Origin of the sequence: Janthinobacterium sp. YR213 (assembly GCF_900099875.1) — a bacterium.
GTDB classification, from domain to species: Bacteria; Pseudomonadota; Gammaproteobacteria; order Burkholderiales; family Burkholderiaceae_D; genus Janthinobacterium; species Janthinobacterium lividum.
The window spans coordinates 196,668-214,502 of sequence record NZ_FNDA01000001.1; the positions used below are offsets into that span (position 1 = coordinate 196,668).

Sequence of the window (17,835 nt, forward strand, 5' to 3'; positions counted from 1 at the left end):
TACTTCCCGTGCTGACCATGGATACCACCGCCCGCCGCTACCTCGCCATCTTCTTTGCCTGCGCCCTGGCCGCGCTGGCACTCGTTTCCGCCGTCAATTACCGCGTTGACCCGTATCTGCTGCACCAGTGGGACAGCCCCCTGGTGCAGCGCCTGCGTCCCACGTATGAAAAGCTCGCAGTGTGGGGCAAGACGTATGCCGTGGCGCGCTACCGGCCCGCCGTCGTGTATATCGGCAATTCGCGCACGGAAATGGGCTTGCCGGCCAGCAGTATGCGTACTTTGTTCGATGGCAAGAACGTCTTCAACAGCGCCGTCTCGGGAGCCTCGATCGGCGACGCCATCCGCCTGGCCGAACACGCGGCCAGGGTCAGCCATGTCGACACTCTCGTGTGGGGCATCGACGCTCCTTCGTTTTCGCTGGAGCTGGGCTCTGCCGGTGTGGAGCCGGGCTTGACGGACGGCGGCCCCGCCTTTTTCGCGCGGCGCGCCTTGCTCAACATCAAGCGCGGGTTGACAGTGGACATGACGCGCGACACATGGCGCATCCTCAGCGGCAGCTATGACGGCGCCTGCCTCTCCAGCCTGGCCCTGCATGGCCAGCGCGACCAGTCCTGCATCACCGCCCGCAACCATGGCTGGGTCGGTACGGCGCGCGCCTTCACGCCGCGCCTGCAGGAATTCGGCGACGGCCTGGGGCCGACCGAACCGGCCCTGCATGCCTTCGATACGAGCGTGGGGAAACTGTGCCGTGGCGGCACGCGCTTGCGCCTGTACATCAACCCCACGCACGCGCTCACGCTGGACGCCCTGTACTGGCGCGGCAAATGGGATGCCATGGAAACATGGCAGCGCGACCTGGCGCAAATGGTCGGACGCCACCGGCGCCTGGGCTGCGACGTGCGCCTGCTTGATTTTTCCGGTTTCAACAGCATCACCAGCGAACCGATCCCGCAAGTGACGGGCGCGCGCGAGATGCGCTATTACTGGGAAGCGTCGCACTATCGCGAGAATGTGGGCCGCTTCATCCTGGCGCGCCTGTTTGGCGGCCCGCTGCAGCCGCCGGGGGACTTCGGCGCGGAGTTGACGGAAACCGGCATCGCGGCCCACCAGGCGGCCACGCGCGCCGCGCGCGAGCGCTACCACGCGGTGCACGCCAAGGAAACGGCCTACCTGCGCCATGTGCTGACCTTGCCCCGCGAACCCAAATAGGCTGCGGCAGGCGCCAGGCGTACAGCGTGGGGCAGGGCGCATGCGCTATGATGATGTTTTGCCATCCAGCAAGTTCCAGGACTCCCCATGAAAATCGCCTTCTTTGCCAGCCAGCCCTACGACCGCCGTTTCTTCGATGAAGCCTTGCCGTCCCAGCCCGACGCTGCCGGCATCGAACTGGTCTACCACAGCGCCTTGCTGAGCCAGGAAACCGTGGTCCTGGCGCAAGGCGCCGACGCCGTGTGCGTCTTCGTCAACGACGTGCTCGACGCGCCCGTGCTGGAATCGCTGCAACGCTACGGCGTGCGCGCCATCTTGCTGCGTTGCGCCGGCTACAACAACCTCGACCTCGAAGCGGCCAGGCGGCTGGGCCTGTTCGTTGCCCGCGTGCCCGCGTACTCGCCGGAAGCCGTGGCCGAATACACGCTGGCCCTCGTGCAAACCCTGAACCGCCACACGCACCGCGCCTACGCCCGCGTGCGCGAAGGCAATTTCTCGCTCGATGGCTTGCTGGGCGCGACACTGCACGGCAAGACGGTCGGCATCGTCGGCACGGGCAAGATCGGCCTGGCGACGGCGCGCATCTTCAAGGGTTTCGGTTGCACGGTGCTGGGCCACGACCCGTATCCGGCGCCCGCGTTTGCGCAGCTGGGCACGATGGTGGAATTGCCGCAACTGCTGGCCGAATCCGACATCGTCTCGCTGCATTGCCCCTTGATGGACAGCACGCGCCACATGATCAGCGAAGCAACCTTGCCGCTGATGAAAAAGGGCGCCATGCTGGTGAATACCTCGCGCGGCGGCCTGATCGACACGGGCGCCGTCATCGAGGCGCTCAAGTCGCGCCAGCTGGGTTCCCTGGCCATCGACGTGTACGAGCAGGAAAGCAATCTGTTCTTCCAGGACCGCTCGTCCGACATCATCGACGACGATATCTTCCAGCGCTTGATGACGTTCCCGAACGTGCTGGTGACGGGCCACCAGGGTTTCTTCACCATAGAAGCGCTGCGCGAGATCGCCGCCATCACATATCACAACCTCGCGTGCTTCCGTCAGGGCAAGGCTTGCGAGAACAGCGTACTAGCCAGCTGACACCTGTTTTTTCGGCTTGGGCGGTGGCTTGGGTTTCGGCAGCGGCAAGGCGTCGGCCGTGCGCCGCGCCAGCTGGCTGAGCCAGTCGCGCTCATCCCACAGCCCGCCATCGATGAGGAAATACGGCTTGGCTTGCGGATAAGGCGGCGCTTCCTGCAGCGTGCCTTGTGCGCTGATCCAGGCGCGTCCCGCATCCGTCGGCTTGATGAAGAGCTGGTCGTCGGCGACGATGGCGAACATCTTGCCGTCGCAATACAGACCGTATTCGCCAAACATTTTCTTTGCGCTGAGGCTGCCCGCGCCCGCCATCTGGTCGAGCAAAAAATCCACCGTGCCTTGCTGTGATGCCATGTCATCCTCCGTGTGAAAGAACAGTGTAGCGCACTGGCAAGGATTCGCCGGCGCGGCTACACTACGGCCATTGATTTTTTCGCATGATCTATTTTCCATGACACCCGAGCATATTATTCACCGCGGCATCAGCATCACCACCCTGGCCGCAGGCGACGCCATCGAAACCCACTGCGCACCGGGCCACACGGCCATCCGCGAGCAGGCCGACGGCTGGTGGCTGTACTTTGTCGATGAGGATGGCACTGTCGACGGCTACGACAGCCCGTTCCCCAGCCATGCCGAAGCGCTGTGGGCGGCCAAGGCCGCAGCCGAGTTCAGCGCGCAATGAAGGCCAGTCCCTGGGCTTTCCTGGGTTTGCCGCAAGCCCCCGTGCCGGAAGCGGAAAGCGCGGACTACGGCGCCTGCCGCGCCGAGCTGCACGGCAAGCGCCTGGTCTTGCGCGTGGCGAAAACCACGCCGACGAAAACCGGCCAGTTCGTCACCGTCTGGAAGCGCCCCCATCCTGACGCCGACATCGCCCCGCTGGACGAAGTCGATCCCGTCGATGTCGTCATCATCGCCGTGGCCGACGACGATGGCGCGCGGCATGGCTTTTTCATTTTTCCGCGCAGCGTGCTGCTGGAACGGGGCGTGATGTCGCGCGCCAGCCAGGGCGGGAAGCGCGCGCTGCGCGTGTATCCGCCATGGTGTGTGCCGGAGTCGATCCAGGCGCAGCGCACGCAGCGCTGGCAGGCGGCGTGGTTTGTGGCGGCGGGGGATCAGCAGGGGCTGGCAAAGCTGCTGGACATCGCCTGACGTTTCCGGCCCAGGGGCAGATATACATACTGAACAGCATGGGAAAGCGGGAATGAAGTCCTTTTTTGATGGAAAAATTTATCTGACGCTTTTTGTCGTGTTTGCGATCTTCGTTCTTTCCCAGCTGGGGCGCAATGACACGCCCAAGCGCGGTCCCGACGTCATGCAGTTCATCGAGAGCGACCTGGCCGAAGTGCTGCAGAACGGCGGCAATGTGATCGACCGGACGAGCCGCGTGCAGCTGCATGCTGTGGTCTATTCGGTGCGCTTCAAGGACGAGGGCTGGAGCGCTGCGCTGCGCGACAGGAATATCGCCACCTTGCGCAGGCTGGACTGGACGCAGCGTGCACCGGCCGTGCTGTGCAAGATGGGCGCGCAGGCGACCATCGGGGAAGGCGAGAGCATGTATCGTGGCCAGGGCACGAATAGCATCAATTTCGACTATAGCGCGAAGACCGTCAGGGCGTGCGCGGCACCGGCCCCATCGTCGAGTTACTAGCGCTTTGGGGCGGCTCCAGTATCCGGTGCGTGATCGTGTCGGAATGGCAGCGTTGCCCTGCCTGGACAGGAAATTCAAAGAAAAAAGAAAGTGAAATGCAATTGCTTATAAATAAATATGGTCAGCACATCATTGATGCGGCGGCCAGGCTCTCGTAGCGTGAAAATGTTGCAGTATTGATCCATTCCATCAAGCGCCAGGCGCCATTGATGGAGCAATTCGATGTCCGCTAAGCGGACAGGATCTAAAAGGTCAAGTTTAATGTGGAATTTTTTTAAGCGTAAAAACACGCCAGAATTGCCTATCACGCCTCAGATTGTGGCGCAGGTTGAAGTTGAGATAAGTCAAAATAGGTCTGCAGAAAAAAATAAAATATCCTTCTTGTGCGCTGAAAAAATTCTTGAGTATTTTGAAAACTCCCAGGGACTTCTGACACCTGACAGCGAGAGTGAACTCGACTCGCCGCGGGTACGCCAACAACTCTATAAAATTCTGCTGGAGCGGCCACTCGCGCCATACTCCACGCTAATTCGACAAGTCTTTGAGAAGGAAGTGCAGTATAGAATTGCGCTTTGGAATGGGATAATTAAGGATGATGGTGATTCTTACGAAGGAATTTATCGTTGCGCCTTCTTGCTTTATCGTTTAGGCAGCACGAGCGATATCGAGGCCCTTTGGGTGGCAAAGCATATCAATATGGATGTCGGAACATCAATGGGCGTGGAATTTTTTATTGGTGCGGGATTTCAAGCGACAGTTTCCTATTTGGCAGAATCGAACTTGCGGGATGCGGATGAAATATCCTCGTACGTAGCCGGCTGGTTCGATCAGGACGATGCGGAAAAATGGCAAAAGGACTGGGAGCTCGGTATGGCGCAGAATATTTCAAGTACCGGCGATTCGTGAAGGCCTGCAACGGTGCAGAACCCGCCAACGGCGGCAAGCGGTCAGAATTCGTCACGCCAGCAAACGCGGGCCGCAACTCATCCGGGAAAATGACCGTCCATGACTGATATTTGACGGCCTGTCGCAATCCCGCATGGCGGCAGGACGGGCTGACGTATCGTCAACGTTTCCTTCCTGGCATCCGTCCATCACCGTTGAAAGAATCGTTCATGCGAGTTCATCCCCTGGCACTGGTCCTTACCCTGTTGTTCGCAAGTGGCGCCCGGGCGGACGCCTTGGACGACATCATCAAGGCCGAAATGAAGATGCGGCAAATCCCCGGCCTGTCGCTTGCCATCATCGAGAACGGCAAGATTGTCAGGGCGCAAGGGTACGGTGTGACGGAAAAGGGCGGCAAGACGCCGGTCAGCCCGCACACACTGTTCCAGGCCGGGTCGGTCAGCAAGCCGGTGGCCGCGCTGGGAGCGTTGCACCTGGTAGAGCAAGGCAAGCTTGGCCTTGACGAGGACGTCAATCCCCGCCTGCTCACGTGGAAGCTGCCGGACAGCGCCCTGACGGCCGAACAGAAGGTGACCTTGCGCAGGCTGCTCAGCCACAACGCCGGGCTGACCGTGCACGGCTTCCCTGGCTACGCCCGCAATGCGCCGCTGCCCAGCGTGGTCCAGGTGCTGAACGGCGAGCAACCCGCGAATACCGCGCCCATCCGTGTTGACATCGTTCCAGGCAGCAAGGTGCGTTACTCGGGCGGCGGCTATACCGTCATGCAACAAATGGTGGCCGACGTGAGCGGCCAGGCGTTTCCCGACTACATGCGCGATGCAGTCCTCACGCCATTGGGCATGCATGAGAGTTCCTATGTGCAGCCGCCGCCGGCCGAGCGCGCGCGCCTGAATGCCAGCGGCCACCTTGCCAACCGTAGCCTGGTGGCAGACCGTTGGCATGTGTATCCGGAAATGGCGGCGGCCGGCTTGTGGACCAACGCGTCGGACCTGGCGCGCTACGCCATCGGCGTGCAGCAATCCTTGGCGGGCACGTCGAATCCGGTCATTTCGGCAGCCTTGACGCAACAGATGCTGACCCCGCAAATAGAGAACGCGGGCCTGGGCGTCTTCCTTCACGGCAGCGGCAGCGCGCAACGCTTCTCGCACGGCGGGCGTGACGAAGGCTTCGATACCTTGCTGACGGCATTTTCCCGCACCGGCCAGGGTGCCGTGATCATGATTAACGCGAATGACAATTCCCGCATGATGGACCGCCTGACCGACGCCATCGGCCGCGCTTATCGCTGGCCGGATGCCGATTACGCCGTCTTGCGCAAGCAGCCCGCCATCACGATCGATGCCAGGGCGCTCGGCCGCTACACGGGCCGCTACGAGTTGGCGAACAACACGCTGGGCACCTTCGACATGCAGGGTGGCCGGCTGCGCAGCATTTCCGATGGCTTGCCCGACGAAGTGTTCGTGCCCGTCGGCCCACAGCGCTTCCATTCGACGTCGCGCAATTGCGAACTGGCTTTTGCCGTCGATGCACAAGGCGAGGTGACAGGCGTCGTCGTGACGACCAAGGACAAAGCGAACAAGGCGCCGCGCATCGGCCCGCTGATGCACACTTTGAAAGCGCGCACCGACCCCAAGCCTGCGCGTACCCGGAGTGTGCAGGCATTGCTGGCCGATATCGCGCGTGGCGGCAGCGCCTTGGCCAACTCGGCATTCGCCACAGCTGGCATCAAACGCAATTTTGGCACACAGGCGATTGGCGAACTCGCCAATGTGAAGTCACTCACTTTTTTGCATGAGCAAGCTGTTGCAGGCCGCGCGATCGAACGCCATGACAGCAAGGTGGATAGCATCCTTGCCTTCCGCGCCAGCGGCATCCAGCCGGCGCGCACGCTGCTGGTTTACCTGACGGCGGACGGCTTGTTTGCCGACTTCGACCTGGTGGACGACTGAACGCTGCGGTGGAGCACGGTGTTTCCCTGGAAATAAACAACGAACCGACAATTTCCAATGAAAAATCCCGATACGGACAACAAGACGCTGCTGCCATTAAAAACAGTGGCGTTTTCTTTCTTGCTGATGGCATCCGCTTTCGTGCATGCCCAAGCTGGCGATCATGCCCATGCGGAAAAGGCCGATGATTACTCCGCCAGGATTGACAAGCTGGTACAGGCGACCAGTCCAAGAAGTTTTAATGGCGTCATTCTCATCACGAAAAATGGAAAAACAAAATACTCGAAAGCCCATGGCTATGCGGATTTTGAGAACAAGATACCGTTAAGGCTGGACGATAATTTCAGGATCATGTCGAACAGCAAGCAAATGACGGCTGTATTGATTTTAAGGGAAGTTGAAAAAGGCAAGATAGACTTGCACAGTCCTGTAAGACGATATCTGCCCGATTTGCCGCAAGCCTGGGCCGATCAGGTGACGGTGCATCAATTGCTCAATTTTTCGGCGGGAATCACTGAAATCGACCAGCCGCTGAGCTTCAAGCCGGGAACGGATTTTCTGTATGGCGTGACAACGTATGCCATGCTGGGTCAAATTTTTGAAAAAGTCAGCGGCAAAACGTATATCGAGGCAGCAAATGACTTGTTCAAGGAACTGGGAATGAAGAACAGTTTTTGCTATGAGGAAGATAAAAACAATGACGTCATCAATGGATATGTGAACACGGAAAATGTATTCGCGCTGAAGGCGCATCCCGTGCAGGGAAAAAACTGGATCGGCTTCATCCCGGCCGGCGGCATTGTTTCAAATGCAAAAGATTTGACGATCTGGGATGAAAATCTGCATCGGGGCAGATTGTTAAAACCGGAAACCTATCAGTTGATGACGCGTTATAATATATCCAGCCAGCATGTCGCTTTCGGCGATGGGAAAAATGGTTATGGCTACGGCGTTTATGTGAGCGATACAACGCCCGTCAAATATATAGGCCACTCGGGAAAAGGCCTGGGCTTTGCATCGATTAAAGTGTATTTTCCTGAAAAAGACGTCGATGTGGTTGTGCTGGAAAATCAATATAGCGAGGATAGCGGCCTCCATTACTATTTTGAAATAAAAATAAGAGAAATAGTAATGAATAGCAATCTTTTACGATAGCCGGGGCCAGCTCGAACGGCTGTTTCGCAAGTCGCCTGGCGTGGATTTGCAAGCACGGCCCGCCAGATTAAAACGTGCCAGGCCGCGTGCGCGGCAACAGCGTTCCAGGCGCACGCGTATCCGGCAAATGTCGCTCCTGCGTCGCTGCAGGCCGCCTGGCTAGGCGACTTTGCTGAGCACATAGCGGTACTTGCCTGACGCCTCCGCCGCAATCTCGTCGACTTCCTCGATAATGACGTCCACTTGCGCGCCCAGCCTGGCCTGGAAGCCGGTAACGATGGCGGCGCGGGTGGCGTCATCCAGGCGCGGCAGGCAGACCAGCAGCACGCGCGTGCGCAGCAGGCTTTCCTGGATGATCTTGAAGCTGCGCACTTGCGGCAGTTCGCGCACGATGTAGACGAGGGCCAGGCCGTGCATGACGGTGCCATCGGCCGCCGTGAGGAAATCCGTGCTGCGTCCTTCGATTCTCTGCAGCAGGGGCAGACCGCGGCCGCAGGCGCACGGCTGCGTGCCCAGCGCGCCCACGTCGCCCGTGGCGTAGCGGATGAACGGGTAATCCTGCGTGGCCAGGTGGGTGACGACGATCTGGCCCGTGGCCCCTGGCGGCAGCGGCTGGCCATTGCCATCAAGGATTTCCACGATGATGTCTTCGGCCGTGATGTGCATGCCGCCTTCCGGGCATTCGTGGGCGATGAAGCCCGCGTCGCGCCCGCCGTAGCCGTTGGCCACGGGGCAGGCGAAGGCGGCGGCGATCTGCGCGCGCTGCTCGTCGTACAGGCGTTCGGCCGTGACGAACGCCACTTTCACGCCGAGGCCGTCGAGCGGCAGGTCGCGCGCGCTGGCGTGGCTGGCGATGCGGCACAGGGCCGACGGATAGCCGAACAGCATGCGCGGACGCCAGCGGCGCAACTGCCTGACATAGCCATCGAGGCGCGCGGGCGACATGGCAAACGCGGGCAGCAGGGTGGTGCGCAGCAGTGCGTCGCGCAGGCGGCGCACGCGGTCTTGCGCATGCAGCTCGATGGGCGAACCCCACAACACGGCTTCACGGTCGCCGATGTCGACGCCCCACCAGCGCGTGGCGCGCCACTTGGCGGCGATGTCGTGGCTGACCCTGCGCCGTCCCAGGAAAAACTGCAGCGGCTCGCCGCTGGAGCCGCCCGTGGCGAATGGCCGCAAGCCCACGGCGCGGGCCGACTTGAAGCTGTCGCGCGCGGCGGCGATATCGCCCTTGCGCAGCAGCGGCAGGCGCGACAGGTCGCTCAGTTGCCTGACTTGGCCGGGATCGAAACCGCTGCGGGCGAACAGCGCCCGGTAATGCGGCACGTGATCGGCCGCGTGGCGCAGCAGCGCGCGCAGGCGCGCCAGCTGCCACGCTTCCAGCTGCTGCGCGCTCCACCACTGCGAGCGTTCCAGGCGGCGCAGCAGGCGCGCGCTGTGGTGGCCCTTGCACCATTCATGCAGGGGAAACAGCCAGCGGGCGACGCAGCGCGTGTAGGCGCCGGGGCGCGGTGCGGCGCGGATGCGGCGGTAGTGCGCGGCCAGCCTGGGCGCGATGCCGGGCCAGCTGAAGGTGGCGGCGTGCGCCAGGCCCGCCTGCACTTGCTGCCGCGCGCGCGGCGGGTCGCGCAGCAGCGCCAGGATGGCTTGCGCCATGGCCGGCGCCTCGCCGGGCGGCACCAGCAGCGCCGTCACGCCATCCTGCAGCAGGGCAGGGATGCCGCCCACGTTGGTGCTGACGACGGGCACGCCGCAGGCCAGCGCTTCGAGCACGGAATTGGGCATGTTGTCGGCCAGGCTGGGATTGAGGACGATGTCGCAAGCTTGGTACAGCGCGGGCATGGCGGCATTGTCGACGTGGCCGGCGAAGCGCACGGCATCCTTCACGCCGAGGGAGCTGGCCAGACGCGCCAGCGCCGCGCGCTGCGGCCCGCCGCCGGCCAGCACCAGGCGCGCCGCGGGAAAAGCCTCGCGCACGATGGCGAAGGCGCGCACGGCGCTGGCGTTGTCGTACAGGCTTTCCAGGTGCCGCGCCACGAGGATGGACGGGCCGTCCCTGGACGGCGCACGTGGCGCAGCCGGCGCAAAGCGCTGCAAGTCCACCACGTTCGGCACGATGTGGGCCGTATGGCCATATTGCTCGAAGATGCCGGCCAGGTAGGCCGAGGGCACGACGATGGCGCTGGCGCGGCGCAGGCTGAACGCCACCAGGCGCGGCCAGCGGGCGAAAAAGGCGGCCGCTTCGCCGCCCCGGTAATTGAGCAGGGCAGGCTTGCCTTTCAGGCTGGCGATCCACAGCGCGGGCGCCGCTTGCAGATGCCAGGACCAGCCGGAATTGGCCATGATGTGGAACAGATCGACCGTATTGGCGGCGCGCCACAGCCGCCACAGGTGCACGGGCAGGCGCAGCGCGGCGCGCAGGTAGCGGATGCGCGCCAGCCAGGGCGGCAGCACGGGGCCGTTGACGGCCAGCAGCTGCACTTGCGCGCCATCGTCGCGCAGCTTGCGCGCCAGTTGCGCCGTCTGATTCGCCATGCCGCCGGCCGGCGGCGGCAGCGGGCCGACCAGCGCGATGCGCAGGCCCGTGAAGATCATGGCATGACTCCGGCCGCATTCACCGCCATGCGGGCCGCCGCCACGCGCGCATACACGGGCGCATAGCGGCCCACGCTGGCGTCCCAGCTGCGCTCCGTCTCGACGAAATCGCGCGCATGGCGCCGCAGCGCGGGCCAGCTGGCGGGCGCCAGCAGCAAAGCCAGTATGGCTTGCGCCAGCGCCTCGGCGTCGCCGGCGCGAAACAGCATGCCCGTCTTGCCATGCTCGACCAGTTCGCGGTGGCCGCCCACGTCGGACGCCACCACCAGGCGGCCCTGGGCCATCGCTTCGAGCGGTTTCAAGGGCGTCACCAGCTCCGTCAGGCGCATGGGCAGGCGCGGATACACGCAGATGTCGACCAGCTGATAATAGGCGGCTACCTGCGCATGCGGTACTCTGCCCGCAAAGACCACCGCGTGGGCTATGCCCAGTTGCGCCGTCAGCGCCTGCAGCGCCGCTTCCTGCGGCCCGCCGCCGGCCAGCAGCAGCCGCAATGCCGGCTGCGCCGCCAGCAGGCGCGGCATGGCGCGCAGCAGCAGGGCAAGTCCTTCGTAGGCATAGAACGAGCCGATGAAGCCGAGGACCAGATGGCCATGCAGGCCCAGTTTATGCGCCAGCCACAGGTCGCCGGACGCCGTGACGCTGAAGGCGCCCGCCTCGACGGCGTTCGGAATCACGGTGATTTTATGCGCGGGCACGCCGCGCGCGCACAGCTCGCGCCGCAAGCCGTCGCAGATGGTGGTGACGGCATCGGCGCGGCGCAGCGCGTAGGTTTCCAGCGCGCGCGTGAGCCGGTAGCGCAGGCCGCCGGGCCGGCTGCTGCCATGGTCGGCTGCCGCGTCTTCCCAGAAAGCGCGCACTTCATACACGACGGGGATGCCCAGCGCGCGGCCCGCGTTGAGGGCCGCGATGGCGTTCAGGGCCGGCGAATGCGCATGCAGGATGTCGGGCTTGATCCGCTGCGCCAGCCGGCGCAGGCGCACGGCCAGGCCGATGATGACGGCCGCTTGCCGCAGCACGGGCAGGCGCGCCCACCAGCGCGCATCGGGCGCCGTGCGGTAGAAATGCCAGCCGTCGACCAGCTGCTGCGCGCCTTCGGACGGTCCCTGCTTGGCACTGGTGAGCTGCATGGTGTGCCAGCCCAGCGCACGCTGCTGCCGCAGGATGGCCAGCGTGCGGAAGGTGTAGCCGCTGTGCAGGGGCAGCGAGTGGTCGAGGATGTGCAGGATGCGCATGGATTAACCTGGGACGGCGGTGGCTACAGGGACGGCTGGGGTCCGATCCGTTGGGTCTGACCCCGTTGCAACCTGGCGCAGGAACGCTTCGAACATCAGCAGCGCCCACAGGGGCGCGCTGTAGTCGCGCCGCCCGCTCGCGTGCTGTTCCAGCAGCAGGCGCACGTAGTCCATGTCGAACAGGCCGCATTGCGCCAGGGTGGGACCGAGCAGCCGTTGGTGCAGGCGCTGGCGCAACGGGCCGCGCAGCCAGTCGGCCAGCGGCACTGAAAAGCCCATCTTCTGGCGGTACAGCAGGCTGTCGGGCAGCAGCGGGCGCAGGGCTTTTTTCAGCAGGTACTTGCCTTCGCCGCGCCGCAGCTTGAACTGCGGCGGCAGGCCGGACATCCACGCCACCAGTTCATGGTCGAGCAGGGGCGAGCGCACTTCCAGCGCATGCGCCATGCTGGCCCGGTCGACCTTCGTCAGGATGTCGCCGGGCAGGTAGGTTTTCAAGTCCAGGTACTGCACCTGCGACAGCGGATCCTGCGCGGGACTGGTCAGCGCGTGGCGGCGCAGCACTTCCACGGCGCGGTAGCCGTGCAGGCTGCGCCGCAGCTCGGGGCTGAACAGGCGCGCGCGCATGGCGTCGCCCAGCAGGCTGACGCCGTGAAAATACGCATCCGTCGTGTCGCGTGCCAGGCCTTCGAAGGTGGTCTTGGCGCGCAGGAAGCGGGGCGCCCAGTCGGCCTTCGGGTACCACCGCCCGAGGGTGCCGAACAGCGACTGGCGCAAGCCGGCCGGCAGCAGCGGGTCCATCGCCTTGCGCACTTTTTCCTCGCGCGTGTGCAGGCGGTAGCGGCGGTAGCCGGCCAGGCTTTCATCGCCGCCATCGCCCGACAGGGCCACCGTGACCCGCTGGCGCGCCAGCTGGCAGACGCGGTAGGTGGGCATGGCGGAACTGTCGGCGAACGGTTCGTCGTATAAATTGGCCAGCAGGTCGATCAGCTCGAAGTCGTCCTGCTCGACCTGGCGCGCATGGTGCGCCGTGGCGTAGCGGCGCGCCACCAGGTCGGCGTAGCGCGCTTCGTTGTACGCCGGGTCGCCGAACGAGATGGAGCAGGTGTTGACGGGCGTGCTGCTGGCTCCGGCCATCAGCGCCACCACGGCGCTCGAATCGACGCCGCCGGACAGGAAGGCCCCCAGCGGTACTTCGGCCACCATGCGGATGCGCACGGCTTCGCGCAGGCGTGCCAGCAATTCGTCGGCCGCCTGCGCCTCGCTGGCGGGCGGATTCGGCGTGAACGGGATGTCCCAGTACGATTGCGGCGCGGGCAGCGGCTGGCCGGCGCGAATTGACAGCGTATGCCCGGGCGGCAGCTTGCGCGCGTGCTGGAAGATGCTGCGCGGTTCGGGCACGTAGCCGTACGCGAAATACTCTTCCACGGCCAGCGGGTCGAGCGCGCGCGGCATGGCCGGATGCGCGAGCAGGGCTTTCAGTTCGGAGCCGAACAGCAGGGTGCCGTCCTGCGCCTCGCCGTAATACAGGGGTTTGACGCCCAGGCGGTCGCGCGCCAGGAACAGCAGGTGGCGGCGGCGGTCCCACAGGGCGAAGGCGAACATGCCGCGCAGGCGCTGCACGCATTGCTCGCCCCATTGCTCCCAGGCGTGGACGATGACTTCCGTGTCGCTGCTGGTGCGGAAGGGGTGGCCGAACTGGCGCAGTTCCGCCATCAGGCTGCGATAGTTATAGATTTCGCCATTGAAGACGATGGCGATGCTGCGGTCGGCGTTGAACAGCGGCTGCTGGCCGCTGGCCAGGTCGATCACGGACAGGCGCCGGTGCGCCAGGCCCAGTCCCGGCTCGCGGTGCAAGCCCCCTTCGTCCGGCCCCCGGTGGCGCAGGCTGTGGTTCATGCGCGCCAGCAGCAGCACGTCGATGTCGCGCTGGCCCTGCAAATCAAAGATGCCGCTGATGCCGCACATGGGAGGCCTTTCAGGGAATGGTGGACAGGGGGGAGGGCTGGCGCGCGCCCGTCAGGCGGTCGTACACGGCCAGGTAGGCGCAGGCCATGGCGGGCAGGCTGTGCTCGGCCAGCACCTGGCGCCGCCCGCGCGCGCCGTGGCGCGGGCCCAGTTCGGGCATGCTGTAATAGTCGAGCATGGCGTCGGCCAGCATCTCGGGCGACCCGGGCGGCACCAGGGTGCCGCTCCAGCCCGACTGCACCAGTTCCGCATTGCCGCCCACTTGCGTGGCGACGATGGGCAGCCCCGTCGCCATCGCTTCGAGGATGGTGTTCGAGCTGCCTTCGGCCAGAGATGGCAGCACGAACAGGTCCATGGCGCGCAGCAGCTGCGCCACGTCGTCGCGCGCGCCGGGCAGCCAGGCAAGATGGGCCACGCCGGCCTGCTGCAGCAGATCCAGGCAAGCCTGGCGGCACGGTCCGTCGCCGACGATGATCAGGCGCAGGCGCGCGCGGGCGCCCGGCTGCGCCAGCAACAGCATGAAGGCGTGCACCAGCGAGGCGTGATCCTTGACGGCCGCCATGCGGCCCACGCTGCCGATGACGAAGGCGCCATTGCACAGGAAGCCGGGCGGGCCTACGGCAGCCGGCGGGCCCAGGCGCGGATGGAATTGCACGCTGTCGACGCCATTGCCGATGTGCGACACCTGCGCGGGCGCCGCGCCGATGGCATCGACCAGCCATTGCCCCAGGTCGGCGCTGACGGCGATGAAGTGCTGCACCAGCGGCAGCATGCATTTGCGCAGCAGCCGGTATTTGCGGCGGGTGCCGTGCAAGTCGCTCATGTCGCGCCCGTGTTCGCCATGCACGCGCAGGCGCACGCCGGCCAGGCAGGCCAGCAATTGCGCTTCGAGGCAGCCCAGGTTGCGCGTGTGCACGAGTGCCGGGCGCAGCTGTTTCAGCACGCGGTACAGGTGCAGGTAATGGCGCCAGTCCTTGCCTTCGCGCTTGTCCAGGCTGATGACGTCGACCCCGGGGGTGGTCAGGCGCTGGCGAAACGCGGTGGCATTCTTCATGCAGACGATGGCGTGCCGGTAGCGTTCCGGCGGTAAATAGTTGATCAGGTTGACGAGGCCGTTTTCCAGCCCGCCCACGTCGAGCTGGTGGATCACGTGCACGATCAGGGGGGCGGCGCTGGCCGCCTGCGTGCCGCCGCTAACGAGGTCAAGGGCCATGCGGCAACTCCTGCAAGCGTTGTTCGATGACGGGCAAGGCTGCCAGCAAGAAGGCTTGCAGGTGCGCGCGCGGTGGCGGCGCCAGCTCGTCGTAGACGGCAAAGACGATGATGTCGGCACCATCCTGGCGCCTGCCCAGCAGCTTGGCTTGCGCCAGCAGCAGTTTTACCAGCACCGGTCTGGCCGTCATCATGCCGCCCTGGCGGTACACGCGCCACACCAGCAGGCGCTCGCCGCCGTGGGCCAGCACGCTTTCGCGCACGCCCATGGAACCGCTGGCCAGGTTGACGTGCTGCACGCGCTGCGCCAATGGCGTCCAGCGCGCGCCGTATGGCGAGGATTGATGCGTCAGCAGTTCGGCATCGCGCGCCTGGCGCGCATACCAGTGCAATTGCAGCCCCACGGGCGCGCCGTCGCCGTCCTGGCGCGCATACGTGGCGGCAAACAGCGCGGGCGCGCCCGCATATGGCGCCTGCCACGGCGCTGCCGCAGCGTGCAGGCGGCGCCATGCGGGCGGATCGGGCAAGGCCAGCACGATGGCGGGCAGCCTGGCATTGTCGTCGCGGTGGCTGGCCAGCGCCAATGCCGGCCACAGCGCCGCCAGCAGCAGGCAGGCGATGCTGGCGCGCACGGCGGCGCGCGGGCTGGCCGCAGCGATGTTGGCGCCGGGCCGGGCTGGCGGCACGGCGCGCGCCAGCGGCAATTCGCGCCAGCGCGCGGCCAGCCAGAACAGCAGCAACGCCACCAGGCCGAAGAACAGCCAGCCATAGATCAGGTGGTCGACGCCCACGGCCAGGCGCATGTTGCTCAGGTGGCCCAGCATCACGATCAGGTAGGCGCGCACGCCATTGGCGAGGATGGGCACGAGCAGCGCGGCGGCCATGACGGCCAGGCGCCGCCGCGTGCTGCGGAAGTTGACATGCGCGAACAGGGCGCCCAGGGCCAGCGCGGCGATCAGGTAGCGCAAGCCGCTGCACGCTTCCACCACTGACCAGTTCCCTGTGGGCAATGAAAAACTGCTGCCATCGCGAAACACGGGCACGCCCGTCCATTGCAGCGCGGTGACGGTAAAGGCGGCCGTGAAGTCGATCAGGGGGTCGAGGAAAACTTCGCCAAACGGCACGGCGAGGAACAGATACGCGAGTGGAAACGCCAGCAGGCGCACGGCCGGCCAGCCGAGGATGGCCAGCACGCAGGCGGGCAGCATGGCGGTGGCCGCATACTGTTCCACCACGGGCACGTTGGCGGCATCGGCCAGCAACCAGGCCAGGCCCAGCGCGCCCAGCAGCAGCAAGCCCTGCCGCGACGGCTGGGGCGCCAGCGCGGCCAGGCGGGCGCGCTGGCGCCAGGCCAGCCAGCAACTGATGGGCACGATCAGGAAGCCGTGCGCGAAGGTTTGCGAGCGGGACCACAGTTCCACCATCGACCAGAAGGTGGCGTGGTACAGCAGCACGACGGCGGCCAGGGCCAGCAGCAGGAGCATCAACGCTTGCTGCCGGTCCTGGCCGTGCGGCCAGACGGCCGCATCCGGCAAGCGGGCCAGCTGGTCGAGTTGCAGACTCATGTGGATGGCTCCCGCACGGGTAGCAAAGGCGCGGCGGCACCGCTGGCAGGCGTATCCGTACCGGCCTCGGCCGATACACCCAGCATGGCGCCCAGGCCGCGCAGGTTGCGTTCCCAGTCGTAATCCTGTAACACCAGTTGGCGCGCCGCCGCGCCGATGGCCACGCCGCTGCCTTCGGCCGCGCCATCCTGGGCATGGCGCAGCACGCGCGCGGCATGGTGGATGAATTCGGCATCGTCGCGCGCCAGCAGCAGTTCCAGGCCCGGCTGGGCGGCGATGCCTTCGAGCGCCTGCGGCGTGGCCAGCACGATCTTGCCCATCGCCATCGCTTCCAGCACCTTGTTTTGCACGCCGCGGGCAATGCGCAGGGGGGCCACGGCCAAGGCTGCGCCGGCCAGGTAGGGCCGGATGTCGGGCACCTTGCCCGTCACCACCACGCCAGCTACCTTTGCCAGCGCCGTCACGGCGGGCACGGGCGCGCTGCCGACGATATAGAACTGCAACTGGGGGAACTGGCGCCGCAGGGCGGGCCAGACGTGGCGCACGAACCATTGCACGGCGTCGACGTTCGGCCAGTAATCCATGGCGCCCGTAAACACCAGCACCTGCACCCCTGGTGGATACACGCCAGTCTGGGCCGGCATGGGCGTGAAATACGCCGTGTCGACACCGTTATTGACGTATCCAGTCTTGCGCCGCGCCATCGGTGCGCATTGGCGGAACAGGGCCGCTTCGGCCGCCGAGACGAAGCTGGCGGCCGTGAATTGCTGGGCGATATGGCGCTCGTACTGCAGCAGCAGATGCGCTTCGCGCCGGTACAGCTGCGACATGGGCCAGGGCTTGCTGTCGCCGTACTGGCGCCATTTGTCGGAATCGACATCGACGAAATCGATCACGCGGTGCAGGGCGCGGCCCGCGCTGCCGTCGATGTATTGCGCCATGGGCCCGGAAAAGGCCAGCGCGTGGCGCACCTTGCCGCCCGACAGCAATCCATCGACCCATTGCAGCAGGCGCGCATCGCGGTAGTACTGCACGCTCATGGCCTGGCGCGACAGCAGTGCCTGCATGGCGCGCCAGCGGGCCGTGCCGCGCCGTAAGGCGATGAAGCGCGTGCTCGCGCACAGGGCGGCCACGGTTTTCGCATGCTGCCAGTCGTCTTCATCGTCGATGAAGCAGCCCAGGTGCACGCGGAAATGCCGGCTCAGGTATTGCAGCATGTGCCACGAACGTATCTTGTCGCCCTTGTTGGGCGGATACGGCAGGCGGTGGGCGAGGAATAAGAGTTCACGCATGGCGGGTCCC

The 17,835-nt window shown here is 65.1% G+C and carries 15 protein-coding genes; 8 read left to right on the forward strand and 7 right to left on the reverse strand.

The window, feature by feature from the left end:
• The first annotated feature begins 17 nt into the window (after window positions 1-17).
• Window positions 18-1,211, forward strand: a complete 1,194-nt coding sequence (locus tag BLT98_RS00825) for a hypothetical protein (RefSeq protein WP_092606713.1) — start codon at window positions 18-20, stop codon at window positions 1,209-1,211.
• An 87-nt stretch (window positions 1,212-1,298) separates the two neighbouring features.
• Entirely contained in the window at window positions 1,299-2,303 is a 1,005-nt protein-coding gene (locus BLT98_RS00830; RefSeq protein WP_092604841.1) for a 2-hydroxyacid dehydrogenase, read from the forward strand.
• On the opposite strand, the gene BLT98_RS00835 is transcribed toward BLT98_RS00830, so the two are convergent.
• On the reverse strand, window positions 2,292-2,654 hold the full coding sequence (locus BLT98_RS00835; RefSeq protein ID WP_092604842.1) for a TfoX/Sxy family protein: 363 nt from the start codon (window positions 2,652-2,654) through the stop codon (window positions 2,292-2,294). The two genes, BLT98_RS00830 and BLT98_RS00835, sit on opposite strands and share 12 nt — an antisense overlap.
• 97 nt (window positions 2,655-2,751) lie before the next feature.
• Here BLT98_RS00835 and BLT98_RS00840 point away from each other — a divergent pair, with 97 nt between their 5' ends.
• The 6 genes from BLT98_RS00840 to BLT98_RS00870 all read left to right on the forward strand — a co-directional run bounded on the left by BLT98_RS00840 (window position 2,752) and on the right by BLT98_RS00870 (window position 7,961).
• Window positions 2,752-2,985: a hypothetical protein gene (locus BLT98_RS00840; protein WP_092606716.1), complete on the forward strand. Its 234-nt coding sequence runs from the start codon at window positions 2,752-2,754 to the stop codon at window positions 2,983-2,985.
• Window positions 2,982-3,452: a MepB family protein gene (locus BLT98_RS00845; protein ID WP_092604843.1), complete on the forward strand. Its 471-nt coding sequence runs from the start codon at window positions 2,982-2,984 to the stop codon at window positions 3,450-3,452. Before BLT98_RS00840 ends, BLT98_RS00845 begins: the two co-directional genes overlap by 4 nt.
• 52 nt (window positions 3,453-3,504) lie before the next feature.
• A complete protein-coding gene (locus BLT98_RS00850) occupies window positions 3,505-3,951 on the forward strand; it encodes a hypothetical protein (protein WP_092604844.1) in 447 nt (148 codons plus the stop codon).
• A gap of 261 nt (window positions 3,952-4,212) precedes the next feature.
• Window positions 4,213-4,857, forward strand: coding sequence for a hypothetical protein (locus tag BLT98_RS00860; protein WP_139178935.1), 645 nt, complete (start codon window positions 4,213-4,215; stop codon window positions 4,855-4,857).
• Window positions 4,858-5,066: 209 nt separating this feature from the next.
• The gene (locus BLT98_RS00865; RefSeq protein ID WP_092604847.1) at window positions 5,067-6,806 is read left to right on the forward strand and encodes a serine hydrolase; all 1,740 of its coding nucleotides are present in this window, start codon (window positions 5,067-5,069) and stop codon (window positions 6,804-6,806) included.
• A gap of 57 nt (window positions 6,807-6,863) precedes the next feature.
• Window positions 6,864-7,961, forward strand: coding sequence for a serine hydrolase domain-containing protein (locus BLT98_RS00870; RefSeq protein WP_211614774.1), 1,098 nt, complete (start codon window positions 6,864-6,866; stop codon window positions 7,959-7,961).
• Window positions 7,962-8,120: 159 nt separating this feature from the next.
• On the opposite strand, the gene BLT98_RS00875 is transcribed toward BLT98_RS00870, so the two are convergent.
• The 6 genes from BLT98_RS00875 to BLT98_RS00900 are packed head-to-tail and all read right to left on the reverse strand — an operon-like array spanning window position 8,121 to window position 17,825.
• Window positions 8,121-10,556, reverse strand: a complete 2,436-nt coding sequence (locus BLT98_RS00875) for a glycosyltransferase (RefSeq protein ID WP_092604848.1) — start codon at window positions 10,554-10,556, stop codon at window positions 8,121-8,123.
• Window positions 10,553-11,791 (reverse strand): TIGR04063 family PEP-CTERM/XrtA system glycosyltransferase, encoded by a 1,239-nt coding sequence (locus tag BLT98_RS00880; protein WP_092604849.1) that lies wholly within the window; start codon window positions 11,789-11,791, stop codon window positions 10,553-10,555. Before BLT98_RS00880 ends, BLT98_RS00875 begins: the two co-directional genes overlap by 4 nt.
• A 3-nt stretch (window positions 11,792-11,794) precedes the next feature.
• Entirely contained in the window at window positions 11,795-13,756 is a 1,962-nt protein-coding gene (locus BLT98_RS00885) for an XrtA/PEP-CTERM system amidotransferase (protein WP_244517336.1), read from the reverse strand.
• 10 nt (window positions 13,757-13,766) lie between these two features.
• Window positions 13,767-14,969: a TIGR03088 family PEP-CTERM/XrtA system glycosyltransferase gene (locus tag BLT98_RS00890; RefSeq protein WP_092604850.1), complete on the reverse strand. Its 1,203-nt coding sequence runs from the start codon at window positions 14,967-14,969 to the stop codon at window positions 13,767-13,769.
• Window positions 14,959-16,533, reverse strand: coding sequence for an exosortase A (gene xrtA / locus BLT98_RS00895; RefSeq protein WP_092604851.1), 1,575 nt, complete (start codon window positions 16,531-16,533; stop codon window positions 14,959-14,961). Before xrtA ends, BLT98_RS00890 begins: the two co-directional genes overlap by 11 nt.
• Window positions 16,530-17,825: a TIGR03087 family PEP-CTERM/XrtA system glycosyltransferase gene (locus tag BLT98_RS00900; RefSeq protein ID WP_244517337.1), complete on the reverse strand. Its 1,296-nt coding sequence runs from the start codon at window positions 17,823-17,825 to the stop codon at window positions 16,530-16,532. Before BLT98_RS00900 ends, xrtA begins: the two co-directional genes overlap by 4 nt.
• Between the last annotated feature and the right edge of the window lie 10 nt (window positions 17,826-17,835).